The sequence below is a fragment of the Mesorhizobium sp. BHscii genome (genome assembly GCF_053848065.1).
Genome location: NZ_JBSPKW010000005.1, coordinates 1 through 13,006, shown reverse-complemented (window position 1 = coordinate 13,006; position 13,006 = coordinate 1). Strand labels below are relative to the sequence as shown.

Sequence of the window (13,006 nt, the reverse complement as noted above, 5' to 3'; positions counted from 1 at the left end):
ATCCCATGTCTCTCCGCTTCGCTCTTCTTGGTGCAGGCCGCATCGGCAAGGTCCACGCCCGTGCCGTCGGTTCCAATCCGCAGGCCAGACTGGTCGCAGTTGTCGATGCCTTCGAGAAGGCGGCGACGGATCTGGCGTCGGCCTATGGCGCGGAAGTACGCACTATCGAGGCCATCGAAAAAGCCGGGGATATCGATGCGGTCATCATCTGCACGCCGACCGACACCCATGCCGATCTGATTGAGCAGTTCGCCAAGGCCGGCAAGGCGATCTTCTGCGAGAAGCCGATCGACCTCGACGCCGGCAGAGTGGAAGAATGCCTGGCCGTGGTCGACAAGGCCGGCGCCACTTTGATGGTCGGCTTCAACCGCCGCTTCGATCCGCATTTCGCCGCCGTGCGCAAGGCGATCGACGACGGTGCCATCGGCACCGTCGAGATGGTGACCATCACGTCGCGCGATCCCGGCCCGCCGCCGCTCGACTATATCGGCCGCTCGGGCGGCATCTTCCGCGACATGACCATCCATGATTTCGACATGGCGCGCTTTCTGCTCGGCGAGGAGCCGGTGGCGGTCAGCGCCCATGCCTCGGTGCTGGTCGACAGACAAATCGGCGAGGCCGGCGATTTCGACAGTGTCAGCGTCATCCTCGAAACCGCCTCCGGCAAGCAGTGCATCATCTCCAATTCGCGGCGCGCCACCTATGGCTACGACCAGCGCATCGAGGTGCATGGCTCGAAAGGCATGGTCGCGGCCGAGAACCAGCGGCCGGTGTCGATCGAACTGGCCAATGAGAAAGGCTATACGCGCCCGCCGCTGCACGACTTCTTCATGACCCGCTACCTCGACGCCTATGCCAACGAGATCGCCGCCTTCATCGCGGCGGCGACATCAGGCAACAAGGCCGCACCGAGCGGCAAGGATGGGCTCGTCGCGCTGCGGCTGGCGGACGCGGCGCTGAAATCGGCCAGGGACGGCAAGACCGTCCGCCTCGACAAGACCATCTGAAGCAACACCAAGCACAGGAGCAAGGCGATGAACGGTTCCGCCGGTCGCAATTCCGAAACACGCGCCATCGTCACCGGCGGCGCGCAAGGCATCGGCTTCGCCGTCGCCGAGGCGCTGGCCGATGAGGGCTGCCGGGCGTTGGCGCTAATCGGACGCTCGCAGGAGAAGGGCGACAAGGCCGTCGCCACCCTCAAGAAGTCGGGCGTCGAGGCGATTTTCATCAGCGCCGATGTCGCCCAAGTGGCCGACTGCAAGCGGGCCGTCGAAACGGCGATCGCTCATTTCGGCACCGTCAACGCGCTGGTCAACGCCGCCGCCACCTCGGCCCGCGGATCACTGGTCGAGACCTCCGAGGAAACATTCGACCAGATCTTCCAGACCAATGTGCGCGGCCCCTTCTTCCTGATGCAGGGTCTGGTGGCGCACCTGCTCGACCGCAAGGCGCCTGGCTCGATTGTCAACGTGCTGTCGATGTCGGCGCATTGCGGCCAGTCGTTCCTGACGCCCTATTCGTCGAGCAAGGGCGCTCTCATGACGCTGACCAAGAATGTCGCCAACGCCTATCGCAGCAATCGCATCCGCTGCAACGCGGTGCTGCCTGGCTGGATGGACACCGAGGGCGAGGACATCGTGCAGAAGAAATGGCACGCGGCACCCGACGACTGGCTGGAAAAGGCAGAGGCCGCGCAGCCGATGGGCCAGTTGGTGAAGCCGGACCAGCTTGCCCGGCTGATCAGCTATATGGTCAGCCCGCAGTCGGGCGTCATGACCGGATCGCTGGTCGATTACGACCAGAACGTTGCCGGAGCGGGCGCAGAGTAGCATCAGGGCGTGACAAGCGCCCCGGCTTCGGCTATAGGGCTGGCATGATCCACCTGACCGCCTCGTTCTGGTACTTTAGCTACGGCAGCTCGCTGGCGGCGGGAGGATTGCGCTCGATCTGAAGATTGCAGCATCAAAATCCGAACAGCCGCCAGACCTGGCGGCTTTTTTGTTTCAGCCGGCAGGTTCTCCCAATCAGGAGCAGAAAGCCGTGTTGACCACCACCGACGATCTTCGGGTCAAGGAAATAAGGGAATTGAGTACGCCGGACCAGGTGATGCGGGAGATACCGCGCACGCTGACGGCCACGCGGACCGTTACCGCGTCACGCAACGCGATCCACGCCGTGCTGACCGGCGCCGATGATCGGCTGATCGTCGTCGTCGGCCCCTGCTCGATCCACGATCCGGCCGCTGCCGTAGACTATGCCAGCCGTCTGGCGACGCTTCGAGAGAGCCTGTCGGACCGGCTGGAGATCGTGATGCGCGTGTATTTCGAGAAGCCGCGCACGACGACCGGCTGGAAGGGCCTGATCAACGATCCCGACCTGGACGGCAGCTTCAATATCGACAAGGGACTGAGGCTGGCCCGCAACGTGCTCTCCGCCGTCAACAATCTCGGCCTTCCGGCGGCGACCGAATTCCTCGACATGGCCACTCCGCAATATATTGCCGACCTGGTTGCCTGGGGGGCGATCGGCGCGCGCACGACAGAGAGCCAGATCCATCGGGAACTCGCATCCGGCCTGTCCTGCCCTGTCGGCTTCAAGAACGGCACCGACGGCAATTTGCGGATCGCCGCCGAGGCGGTGAAATCCGCCGCCCAGCCGCATCATTTCATGGCGGTGACGAAGGGCGGGCGCAGCGCCATCGCGACGACCACCGGCAACGAGGACTGCCACGTCATCCTGCGCGGCGGCATTGTGCCGAACTATGACGCAACGAGCATAGCTGCCGCCTGCGCGGAGCTCGGTCGGGTCGGGGTAGCACCTCGGCTGATGATCGATGTCAGCCACGCCAACAGCAACAAGAAGCCTGAGAACCAGCCGACGGTGGCGGCTGACGTGGCGGGCCAGGTCGCAGCAGGCGACGCGCGCATCATCGGCGTCATGATCGAGAGCAACCTCGTCGCCGGCCGGCAGGAGGTCATGCCCAACAAGCCGCTGGTCTATGGCCAGAGCATCACCGATAGCTGCATCGACTGGGCAACCACCGAGACGGTGCTGCACGGCCTTGCCGACGCCGTCGAGCGGCGCCGGTCAGCGCGACGCGCAATGATATCAAGCCGTCCGGGAGCCGCCTGACGCGCTCCTCTTGTGGCAAGGGTGCTGAAACACGGCAGCGCGGCGTTCCCCGGCGGATCACGCCGTGCTGAGTCCTTCCCAGACAGTGAACACCGAGACGGCGAACAGCAATAACCCGGCCGCCCGGCCGGCAAGAGCGGTCGCCTGCGGATTGGCGACCAGCAGGTTACGGCTGCGGCCGGCGGTGATCGCAAGCCCGCCATAGATGGCGGCCTGGGTGAGGACCGTCAGCAACCCCATGACGGTTGCCTGCATCCAGATCGGACCGTAGGCGGGCTTCAAGAACTGCGGATAGACGGCAAGGACGAAAAGATAGGCCTTCGGATTGATCAGGCAGGTCACGAGCCCTTGGCGAAACGCCTTCCAGGCAGTGCGGCTGCCGGCGGGCGCGTTATCGCCGACGGTGATGGAGGTGCGCATCAGAGTAATGCCGATGAAGGCCATATAGGCGGCACCGGCGATCAGGAGCGGCTTGAACAGGATCGGCACGAAATGCATCAGCAGGCCGACGCCGACCGCGCCGTTCACCGTATGCACCATGCCGCCCAGCATGATGCCGCCGGTCGCCGCCAATCCTCTGTCGCGTCCGCCGGTCAACGCATTGGCAAGCACGAACAGCATGTCCATGCCCGGCACGGCGATAATGCCGAACAGGAGAATGAAAAACAGCCAGAGGTTTTCCGTGTAGCTCATGTCAGTTGCCTGCCGTCTGGCGCCGCAAAGCCGCAGCGGAACCTGTTGATTTTCAAACCGGTAGGCCGCCCTATAGGTGATCCCAACTGACGGGGTGTTGTCAGTTGCCTTCGAGGTTGAGTGAAGAAATGCGCAAGGCGTCGCGTCTGTTCGAGATCATCCAGATCCTGCGGCTAGCCAGAAAGCCGGTGACCGCGGCAATGATTGCCGAGCGTCTGGAAGTGACGATGCGCTCGGTCTATCGCGATATTGCCGCTTTGCAGGCGATGCGTGTGCCGATCCAAGGCGGCCGCGGCATTGGCTATATCCTGCGCCCCGGCTTCGACCTGCCGCCGCTGATGTTTTCGATCGAGGAGATGGAGGCGATCGTGTTGTCGCTGGCGTTGCTGGAGCGCACCGGCGACAGCGAGCTGAAGCAGGCGGCCAAGCGCGTCAGCGCCAAGATTGCCGGCGCGGTACCGCCGCCTTTGCGCCAGACGCTCGATGCCAACGCCCTGCATGCCTGGGGATTCGCAGCACCTTCGGCCTCGGCGGTCGATCTGGCGCTGGTTCGCCGCGCCATCCGCGACGAGGAAAAGCTCGACCTCTCCTATTGCGATGAAGCGGGCCGGGCGACCGAACGCATCATCCGCCCGATCGCCCTCATCTACTATGCCGAAACCGCCAACATCGTCGCCTGGTGCGAACTCCGCCAGGCCATCCGCAATTTCCGCAGCGACCGCATCGATGACTGCCAGCCGACAGGCCTATGGTTCAGGGGCGAAGGCGATGATCTGCGGCAGCTCTGGGTGGACGGGTGGGAGATCAACGCCACAGCCGCCGGCAACTGATGCGTCGCCGGCTTCCAGGTTGAGCTATCTAACATCCACCCAGCGCTTTTCCTCGAACGAGCGCGCCATGGCATGCACGGTGCGCTCGATTTCGAGTCCTTCGTCGAAATCGATGATGCGCGCCGGCTTGCCGGCAAGCCGCGCCAAAAGTTCCCGGCATTCGATGATCTTGAGGTCGTTGAAGCCGAGACCGTGGCCGGGTGCCGGCAGGAAGGCATCGTAGGGCTTGTGATGCGGCGCCACCAGGATAGTGCGATAGCCTTGCTCGGTCGGCCGGTCTGATGTGAGGTAGAGCTGGAACTCGTTCATCCGCTCCTGGTCGTACAGGATCGAGCCCTTCGAGCCGAAGATCTGGATGGCGATCCGGCCCTTGCGGCCCCAGGCCGAACGATTGACCAGCAGCGTGCCGGCAATGCCGTTTTCGAGATGCATCAGCACGTTGGCGATGTCGTAGGTCTCGACCGCGCGGCGCCCGCCCGACGCAACGCGGCGATCGGCATAGGGTTTTGCCATATCGCACATCACGCGGGCGACGCGGCCGAACAGCACGGCGACCAGCGACAGCGGATGCACGGCGAAATCGTCGAGCGCGCCGTAACCGGACGCCGCCTCGTGCTTCCAGAAGAACAGCGCCTCCGGGTCGGCCATGAAATCCTCATCCATCTCGACGCGCAGATGGTTGACCTCGCCGATGATTTTCTCGTCGAGCAGCGCACCGATATGGCGGATGGCCGGGTTCTGGATGTAGTTGTAGCCGAGAGCGGCCACCTTGCCGGACTTTTGCGCCGCCGCCGCCATGGCTTGCGCCTCGGCAAAACTCGGCGCCATCGGCTTTTCGCACCACAGATGCTTGCCGGCTTCGAGGATGGCGATGGCCATTTCCGGGTGGAACTGGTTGGGCGTGGTCAGCGAGACGATATCGACATCCGGATCATCGACGACGGCACGCCAGTCGCCGGAGGCCCTGGCGAAGCCGAATTCGCTGGCACGCCGTTTGGCAAGATCCTCATTGACCTCGCCGAGATGGACCAGCCTTGGCTTGGCCGCGTCGGGAAAGACGGTGCCGACCGCGTTCCAGGCGATGGCGTGACACTTGCCCATGAAGCCCGTGCCGATAAGACCGACTCCGACCATTTCCCTTGTCTCCGTCGCCAGAAAGATTGTGTGGATGAATTAGTCCATTTTATCCAGAAATGGAACGCATGCCTCATTTTTTATGGCCTTCTTGCACAGGCTCGCTATGATGGGGCACACACGGCATCGACTGATGAGCCTGGGCGGAGCGACGATGGACGAACGGGTGCCCCGCGATTTCGAGACGCTGCGGACGACGATCCTGGAACGGCGCCATAGCCTGCCCAAGCGTATCGCGCAGATCGCCGCCTATGCGCTCGACAATCCTGACGACATTGCCTTCGGCACGGCCGCCAGCATCGCCGCTTCGGCCGGCGTCCAGCCTTCGACCTTGATCCGCTTCGCCCAGCAGCTCGGCTTCGACGGCTTCACCAGTCTGCAGCTGGTGTTTCGCGAGCGCCTGCGTGAGCGCAATTCGTCCTATGACGAAAGACTGGCGGCATTGCGCGCCAAGGCCGAGGAAGGCGCCGGTCACCGGGCGATCTTCGACGGCTTCGTCGCCGCGGCGAGCACCTCGCTCAACGATATTTCAGGCAGGTTGAACGAAGACCATTTCGAAGATGCGATCGCCTTGCTGGCAAAGGCGGAGACCATCTATGTGCTGGCCAAGCGCCGCTCGTATCCGGTCGCCTCCTACATCGCCTATGCGCTGGGCAAGCTCAAGATCCGCAACCAGCTGATCGAATCGGCCGCCGGCCTCAACGCCGAGATGATCAGCTTTGCCTCGCCCAGGGATGCCGTCATCGCCATCAGTTTCTCACCCTATGCCCCGGCGGCCATCGACGAGGCGCGCGTCATTTCCGAGCAAGGCGTTCCGATCGTGGCAATCACAGACAGTTCCTTTTCGCCGCTCGCCCAGTTCGCCAAGGTCTGGTTCGAGGTCGCCGAGGCCGATTTCGCCGGCTTCCGCTCGTTGTCGGCGACGATGGCGCTGGCCATGGCGCTGACCGTTGCGGTTGGCGAGAAGCGGCGCGACGCTGGCCGCAAGCGCAAGGCCTGACAGGCTACTTTTCAGCGAAGGAATGCGCGTTCCATATTGACTATGGATTGGAATTATTATTTCATATTACCGGCGCCACGCTGCCGCTCGCGCGTGTACCCCAAGACAACAAGGCAGATGGGAGGTTCGAATGGGCGAAGCCATGGACGCGAAACATGCGCCGCTCGACGTCATCACCATTGGCCGCGCCTCGGTCGATCTCTATGGCCAGCAGATCGGCTCGCGCTTGGAGGACATCACCTCCTTTGCCAAGTCGGTCGGCGGCTGTCCGGCCAACATTTCGGTCGGCACGGCGAGGCTCGGCCTGCGCTCGGCGCTGCTCACTCGCGTCGGCGACGAGCAGATGGGCCGCTTCATCCGCGAGCAGCTGACGCGCGAAGGGGTTTCGGTCGACGGCCTCAAGACCGACCCGGACCGGCTGACCGCGCTGGTGCTGCTGTCGGTCGAGGACGAAGGCGTCTCGCCGATGATCTTCTATCGCAGCGACTGCGCCGACATGGCGCTGGCGGAGGAGGACATCGACGAAGCGTTCATCGCCTCGGCGCGCGCCATCGTCGTCACCGGCACGCATTTTTCGCGGCCCAACAGCGATGCCGCCCAGCGCAAGGCGATCCGCGCCATCAAGGCCAATGGCGGCAAGGTGGTGTTCGACATCGACTACCGCCCCAATCTCTGGGGCCTTGCCGGCCATGCCGAAGGGTTCGAGCGCTACGTGAAATCCGACCGGGTCTCCGCCCGGCTGAAGACGGTGCTGCCCGACTGCGACCTGATCGTCGGCACCGAAGAAGAGATCATGATCGCCTCCGGCACTGACGATTGCCTCAGCGCGTTGAGGACGATCCGCTCGCTGTCCAAGGCCACTATCGTGCTGAAGCGCGGCGCCATGGGCTGCATCGTCTATGACGGGCCGATCAGCGACGATCTCGAAGACGGCATTGTCGGCAAGGGTTTTCCGATCGAGGTCTATAATGTGCTCGGCGCCGGCGATGCCTTCATGTCGGGCTTCCTGCGCGGCTGGCTCGGCGAGGAAAGCCTAGCGACGGCGGCGACCTGGGCCAATGCCTGCGGCGCCTTCGCCGTGTCGCGGCTGCTCTGCGCGCCGGAATACCCGACCTTCGAGGAATTGCAGTTCTTCCTGAAGAACGGCAGCAGGCATCTGGCGTTGCGCAAGGACGAGGCGATCAACCATATCCATTGGGCGACGACGCGCCGGCGCGTCATTCCCTCGCTGATGGCGCTGGCCTGCGACCACCGTATCCAGCTTGACGATGTCGCCGCGAAAGCCGGCGCCGATCCGTCGCGCATCCATGATTTCAAGGTGCTGACGGTCAAGGCGGCGGCAAAGGTTGCCGCCGGCCGCGCCGGTTACGGCATGCTACTCGACGAGAAATACGGCCGCGAGGCGATGTTCGAATTTGCCCGCCATTCCTTCGCCTGGCTCGGCCGGCCGGTCGAGCTGCCGGGATCGCGGCCGCTTCGTTTTGAATTCTCGCAGGACATCGGCTCGCAATTGATCGAGTGGCCGGTCGACCATTGCATCAAGTGCCTGTGCTTCTATCACCCCGACGACCCGGAGCCGCTGAAGACCGAGCAGCAGCAGAAGCTCAAAAGCCTGTTCGAGGCCGCGCGGAAAGTGGGAAGAGAACTTCTCATCGAGATCATCGCCGGCAAGCACGGCGAGCTCGACGACACGACGATCCCGCGTGCGCTGGAGGAACTCTATGCGCTCGATATCAAGCCCGACTGGTGGAAGCTCGAACCGCAGGCTTCGGCCGGGGCTTGGGCAAAGATCGAGGCGGTGATCCTGAAGAACGATCCGTGGTGCCGTGGGGTTGTGCTGCTCGGCCTCGAAGCGCCGCAGGACGAGCTGGAAGCGGCCTTCGCTGCCACCGCCAAAGCGCCCATCGTCAAGGGCTTCGCCGTCGGACGCACCATCTTCATCAACGCGGCCGAACAGTGGCTTGCGGGCAAGATGTCGGACGACGAGGCAGTGGCCGACATGGCGTCGCGCTTCGAGAGACTAACCGAGGCATGGCTTGCCGCGCGCGGCCGCAAAGCAGCATAAGAAGGCGCGGCATTAGGACTGCGGAGGAAAACAAGATGACCAAGACAATCCGCCTGACGATGGCGCAGGCGCTGACCCGCTTTCTTGCCCGCCAGATGACCGAGATCGACGGCAAAAAATTGCCGATCTTCGGCGGCGTCTGGGCGATCTTCGGCCATGGCAATGTCGCCGGTGTCGGCGAGGCGCTCTACCAGGTGCGTGACGAATTGCCGACCTTCCGCGCCCACAACGAACAGGCGATGGCGCATGCGGCGATCGCCTACGCCAAGGCCAATTTCCGTCGCCGCTTCATGGCCACGACAAGTTCGATCGGCCCCGGCGCGCTCAACATGGTGACGGCGGCAGCACTTGCGCATGTAAACAGGTTGCCTGTCCTGTTTCTGCCCGGCGACGTCTTCGCCAATCGCATCCCCGACCCTGTCCTGCAGCAGGCCGAGGATTTCTCCGACGGCACGGCGACGGTCAATGACTGCTTTAGGCCCGTGTCGCGCTATTTCGACCGCATCACCCGGCCCGAGCAGATCATCCCGGCGCTCAATCGCGCCATGCAGGTGCTGACCGATCCGGCCGAATGCGGACCGGTGACGCTGGCGCTCTGCCAGGACGTGCAGGCCGAAGCCTATGACTACCCCGAGAGCTTCTTTGCCGAACGGGTCTGGACCCAACGGCGGCCACGTCCGGACCGTAGGGAATTGGCGGCCGCGGTGGCGGCGCTGAGGGCGGCAAGAAAGCCGTTAGTGATTGCCGGCGGCGGCGTGCTTTATTCGCAGGCTTCCGGCGAATTGGCGAAGCTGGTGCAAGGCGCCGGCATCCCGGTCTGCGAGACGCAGGGCGGTAAATCCTCGCTGCCGGACGATCATCCGCTCAACATGGCGGCGGTCGGCGTCACCGGCACTTCGGCGGCCAACCGGCTGGCTGAAGAAGCCGACGTCGTGCTTGCCGTCGGCACCAGGCTGCAGGATTTCACCACCGGCTCGTGGGCGCTGTTCAAGAATTCCGGCAAGACCATCATCGGGCTGAACGTCCAGCCTTTCGATGCGGGAAAACACCAGGCGCTGCCGCTGGTCGCCGATGCGGCGGAAGGGCTCGCCGAACTCGACGCGGCGCTGAACGGCTGGAAGGCGCCGGCTGCCTGGACCGACAATGCGGCCAGGGGCAAGAAGGACTGGCAGGCCGATGCAGACAAGGTGACGGCGTCGACCAATGCCGCCTACCCGTCCGACGCGCAAGTGATCGGCGCCGTGCAGCGCGCCATGGGCTCCGGCGTGATATTGCTTCATGCCGCCGGCGGCCTGCCCGGCGAGTTACACAAGCTCTGGCAGGCGGGCGCACCCGGCTCCTACCACGCCGAATACGGCTTCTCGACCATGGGCTACGAGATCGCTGGCGGGCTCGGCGTCAAAATGGCGAAGCCCGACGAGGAGGTCGTCGTGATGATCGGCGACGGCTCCTATCTGATGCTCAATTCCGAGATCGCGACCTCGGTCATGCTCGGCCTCAAGCTGACCATCGTGCTGCTCGATAACAGAGGCTATGGCTGCATCAACCGGCTGCAGATGGCGACCGGCGGTGCCAACTTCAACAATCTGCTGAAGGACGCACGCCACGAGATATTGCCCGACATCGACTTCGCGGCGCATGCGGTAAGCCTCGGCGCCATCGCCGAGAAGGTTTCGTCGGTCGCCGGCCTGGAAACGGCGCTGGCGCAAGCGAAGAAGAATACAAGGACCACAGTGCTGGTCATCGACACCGATCCGCAGGTTTCGACCGAAGCCGGTGGAAGCTGGTGGGACGTTGCCGTGCCGGAAGTCTCGACACGGCCGCAAGTGAATGCGGCGCGCAGAGCCTATGATGAAAAGCGGCAGATGCAGAAGATTGGAGATTGATGTCGGCGCTGCCAAGCCCCTATCTCCCCCTTGTGGGGAGGTCGGACCGAAGGTCCGGGTGGGGGTCGGGCGCCGCACCCCCACCCCGCTGCTTCGCACGACCCTCCCCACAAGGGGGAGGGTGGACACGAACTGACATTGGAGTGACGACTTGAAAGCCAAACTGGGCATGTCCCCCATTGCATGGTGGAACGACGATCTTGCGGAACTCAGCGATGACGTCTCGCTGGAGGAGTGCTTGCGCCAGTCGCGTTCGGCAGGTTTCACCGGCATGGAAATGGGCCGCCGTTTTCCCGGTGACCCGGAGATCATGCTGCCGATCCTGAAAGAGGCCGACGTCACGCTTTGCGGTGGCTGGTTCTCCGGTACGCTGGTCGACGAAGACATCGCGGGAAATAAGGATCGCATCCAGCCGATGATCGATCTGTTCAAGGCGGTGAACGCGCCTTGCATCGTCTACGGCGAGGTCGGCCGCTCCATCCAGGGCGACCGCTCGAAGCCGCTCGCCACCAAGCCCAGGCTTTCGGACGACGAGATGAAAGCCTATGCGAAGCGCCTCACGCAGTTCGGGGAATGGTGCGCCGAGCAGGGCATGCCGCTCTCCTACCACCATCATATGGCAGCGGTGGTCGAGACGGAGCCGGAGCTTGATGCCTTCATGCGCTTTTCGGGAGAAGGCATCCCCTTGCTGCTCGATGCCGGTCACCTGGCCTTTGCCGGCGGTGACGTGCTGCGCGCCATCGACAAGCATCACCGGCGGATCAACCATGTGCATGTGAAAGACATACGCATGGAGGTGATCGAGAAACTCGACCGCCAGAAGCAATCCTTCCTAGACGCCGTGGCGCTCGGCGCCTTCACGGTGCCGGGAGACGGTTCGCTGAATTTTGGCGTCATCGTGGAAAGGCTGGCGAACTACGGCTATGAAGGCTGGTTCGTCGTCGAGGCCGAGCAGGACCCGAAGACGAATCCGCCGTTCAAGATGGCGCAAGTCGGCTACAAGGAATTGATGCGGGTGATGACGGCTGCCGGTTACACCGTTGAAACACAGGGCTTCCCCAATGCTTGAATGCAGTATTCCCGGCGAAGGGCTGATCCGATGCGGGGGCTGATCCGATGAAGGACTCCGAGCATCCGTTCTTCCGGCCCTTGTGGCGACGCGTTGCCATCGTAGCGATCTGCCTGGGCTGGGCCGTGGTCGAGTTTGCCACCGGCGCGCCGTTCTGGGGCATGATCGCGCTCGGCTTCGCCGGCTATGCCGTCTGGCAGTTCTTCTATCTCTATAAGCCGGCCGACGGCGGCAAGGCTTCGGCCGATACCGAACCAAAGGAATGAAGCGCGATGTCGAAACTGCTGGTTAAGGCCGATAAGGGCCATGGCCGCGTCGCCCATGTGACGCCGCAAAACGCCGGCTGGACCTATGTCGGTTTCGATCTGCATCGATTGCGGCCAGGCGGAACAGCCTCCGGGCAAACCGCGAACCGTGAAGTCTGCCTGGTGTTCGTCACCGGCAAGGGCAAGGCGACGGCCGGCGGCAAGGATCTCGGCCTGCTCGGCGAACGCATGTCGCCCTTCGAAGGCAAGCCGTGGTCGGTCTATGTGCCGCAGGGCTCTGACTGGTCGGTGACATCAGACACCGATCTCGAACTCGCGGTCTGCTCGGCGCCGGGGCTTGGCGGTGGCCTGCCGGTCCGCGTCATTGCGCCGAAGGATCTCGGCCAGGAGGTTCGCGGCAAGGGCACCAACACGCGCTATGTCACGAACATCCTGCCGGAGGGCAAGCCGGCCGACTCATTGCTGGTGGTCGAGGTCATCACCCCGGGCGGCCACACCTCGAGCTATCCGCCGCACAAGCATGACCAGGACAATCTGCCGGCCGAGTCCTATCTCGAGGAGACCTACTACCACCGCCTCAACCCGCCGCAGGGCTTTGCCTTTCAGCGCGTCTACACCGATGCCGACCGGACTGGCGCTCGATCGCTCGATGAGACGATGGCGATCGAGGACGGCGATGTCGTGCTGGTGCCCAAGGGCTATCATCCTTGCGCCGCCTGCCATGGCTATGACCTCTACTACCTCAACGTCATGGCGGGGCCGAAGCGGACGTGGAAATTTCACAACGCGCCCGAGCACGAATGGCTGATGAAGGCCTGATCGCGCTCCCTTCCGGTCGGCAACTGGCCCAAGGCGAAAAAATCGTCGGCTAGAGCGGGATGAGATTAGTTTCGGTCATAGCCGGAGTTTTTGAAGTAGTGTGAGCACTCGG

The 13,006-nt window shown here is 63.6% G+C and carries 12 protein-coding genes; 10 read left to right on the top strand and 2 right to left on the bottom strand.

Annotation, left to right across the window (positions count from 1 at the left end):
* Positions 1-5: 5 nt before the first annotated feature.
* The 3 genes from iolG to ACWTU7_RS09165 all read left to right on the top strand — a co-directional run bounded on the left by iolG (position 6) and on the right by ACWTU7_RS09165 (position 3,132).
* Positions 6-1,007 (top strand): inositol 2-dehydrogenase, encoded by a 1,002-nt coding sequence (gene iolG, locus ACWTU7_RS09175; protein WP_455839707.1) that lies wholly within the window; start codon positions 6-8, stop codon positions 1,005-1,007.
* A 27-nt stretch (positions 1,008-1,034) separates the two neighbouring features.
* Positions 1,035-1,829, top strand: a complete 795-nt coding sequence (locus ACWTU7_RS09170; protein WP_455839708.1) for an SDR family oxidoreductase — start codon at positions 1,035-1,037, stop codon at positions 1,827-1,829.
* 211 nt (positions 1,830-2,040) lie between these two features.
* Entirely contained in the window at positions 2,041-3,132 is a 1,092-nt protein-coding gene (locus tag ACWTU7_RS09165) for a 3-deoxy-7-phosphoheptulonate synthase (RefSeq protein WP_455839709.1), read from the top strand.
* Between the two features lie 57 nt (positions 3,133-3,189).
* Here ACWTU7_RS09165 and ACWTU7_RS09160 read toward each other — a convergent pair whose 3' ends face one another.
* Positions 3,190-3,825 (bottom strand): LysE family translocator, encoded by a 636-nt coding sequence (locus ACWTU7_RS09160; protein ID WP_455839710.1) that lies wholly within the window; start codon positions 3,823-3,825, stop codon positions 3,190-3,192.
* Positions 3,826-3,953: 128 nt separating this feature from the next.
* On the opposite strand from ACWTU7_RS09160, the gene ACWTU7_RS09155 reads away from it, so the two are divergent.
* Positions 3,954-4,655, top strand: coding sequence for a helix-turn-helix transcriptional regulator (locus ACWTU7_RS09155; RefSeq protein WP_455839711.1), 702 nt, complete (start codon positions 3,954-3,956; stop codon positions 4,653-4,655).
* 24 nt (positions 4,656-4,679) lie between these two features.
* On the opposite strand, the gene ACWTU7_RS09150 is transcribed toward ACWTU7_RS09155, so the two are convergent.
* Complete coding sequence (locus ACWTU7_RS09150) at positions 4,680-5,789, bottom strand: Gfo/Idh/MocA family protein (protein WP_455839712.1); 1,110 nt, start codon at positions 5,787-5,789, stop codon at positions 4,680-4,682.
* A gap of 154 nt (positions 5,790-5,943) precedes the next feature.
* Here ACWTU7_RS09150 and ACWTU7_RS09145 point away from each other — a divergent pair, with 154 nt between their 5' ends.
* The 6 genes from ACWTU7_RS09145 to iolB all read left to right on the top strand — a co-directional run bounded on the left by ACWTU7_RS09145 (position 5,944) and on the right by iolB (position 12,894).
* A complete protein-coding gene (locus ACWTU7_RS09145) occupies positions 5,944-6,789 on the top strand; it encodes a MurR/RpiR family transcriptional regulator (protein WP_036267530.1) in 846 nt (281 codons plus the stop codon).
* 130 nt (positions 6,790-6,919) lie between these two features.
* Positions 6,920-8,854 (top strand): bifunctional 5-dehydro-2-deoxygluconokinase/5-dehydro-2-deoxyphosphogluconate aldolase, encoded by a 1,935-nt coding sequence (locus tag ACWTU7_RS09140; RefSeq protein ID WP_455839713.1) that lies wholly within the window; start codon positions 6,920-6,922, stop codon positions 8,852-8,854.
* A 35-nt stretch (positions 8,855-8,889) separates the two neighbouring features.
* The gene (gene iolD / locus ACWTU7_RS09135; RefSeq protein ID WP_455839714.1) at positions 8,890-10,740 is read left to right on the top strand and encodes a 3D-(3,5/4)-trihydroxycyclohexane-1,2-dione acylhydrolase (decyclizing); all 1,851 of its coding nucleotides are present in this window, start codon (positions 8,890-8,892) and stop codon (positions 10,738-10,740) included.
* 151 nt (positions 10,741-10,891) lie between these two features.
* Entirely contained in the window at positions 10,892-11,809 is a 918-nt protein-coding gene (iolE, locus tag ACWTU7_RS09130) for a myo-inosose-2 dehydratase (protein WP_455839715.1), read from the top strand.
* Positions 11,810-11,856: 47 nt separating this feature from the next.
* On the top strand, positions 11,857-12,075 hold the full coding sequence (locus ACWTU7_RS09125) for a DUF3329 domain-containing protein (RefSeq protein ID WP_455839716.1): 219 nt from the start codon (positions 11,857-11,859) through the stop codon (positions 12,073-12,075).
* Between the two features lie 6 nt (positions 12,076-12,081).
* On the top strand, positions 12,082-12,894 hold the full coding sequence (gene iolB, locus ACWTU7_RS09120) for a 5-deoxy-glucuronate isomerase (protein ID WP_455839717.1): 813 nt from the start codon (positions 12,082-12,084) through the stop codon (positions 12,892-12,894).
* Positions 12,895-13,006: the final 112 nt, after the last annotated feature.

Bases quoted from the DNA above. Each gene is read 5' to 3' on its own strand.
- ACWTU7_RS09170 (WP_455839708.1), top strand. From the start codon at position 1,035: ATGAACGGTTCCGCCGGTCGCAATTCCGAAACACGCGCCATCGTCACC.
- ACWTU7_RS09125 (WP_455839716.1), top strand. From the start codon at position 11,857: ATGAAGGACTCCGAGCATCCGTTCTTCCGGCCCTTGTGGCGACGCGTT.
- iolB (WP_455839717.1), top strand. From the start codon at position 12,082: ATGTCGAAACTGCTGGTTAAGGCCGATAAGGGCCATGGCCGCGTCGCC.
- iolD (WP_455839714.1), top strand. From the start codon at position 8,890: ATGACCAAGACAATCCGCCTGACGATGGCGCAGGCGCTGACCCGCTTT.
- ACWTU7_RS09140 (WP_455839713.1), top strand. From the start codon at position 6,920: ATGGGCGAAGCCATGGACGCGAAACATGCGCCGCTCGACGTCATCACC.
- ACWTU7_RS09145 (WP_036267530.1), top strand. From the start codon at position 5,944: ATGGACGAACGGGTGCCCCGCGATTTCGAGACGCTGCGGACGACGATC.
- ACWTU7_RS09150 (WP_455839712.1), bottom strand. From the start codon at position 5,789: ATGGTCGGAGTCGGTCTTATCGGCACGGGCTTCATGGGCAAGTGTCAC.
- iolG (WP_455839707.1), top strand. From the start codon at position 6: ATGTCTCTCCGCTTCGCTCTTCTTGGTGCAGGCCGCATCGGCAAGGTC.
- ACWTU7_RS09155 (WP_455839711.1), top strand. From the start codon at position 3,954: ATGCGCAAGGCGTCGCGTCTGTTCGAGATCATCCAGATCCTGCGGCTA.
- ACWTU7_RS09160 (WP_455839710.1), bottom strand. From the start codon at position 3,825: ATGAGCTACACGGAAAACCTCTGGCTGTTTTTCATTCTCCTGTTCGGC.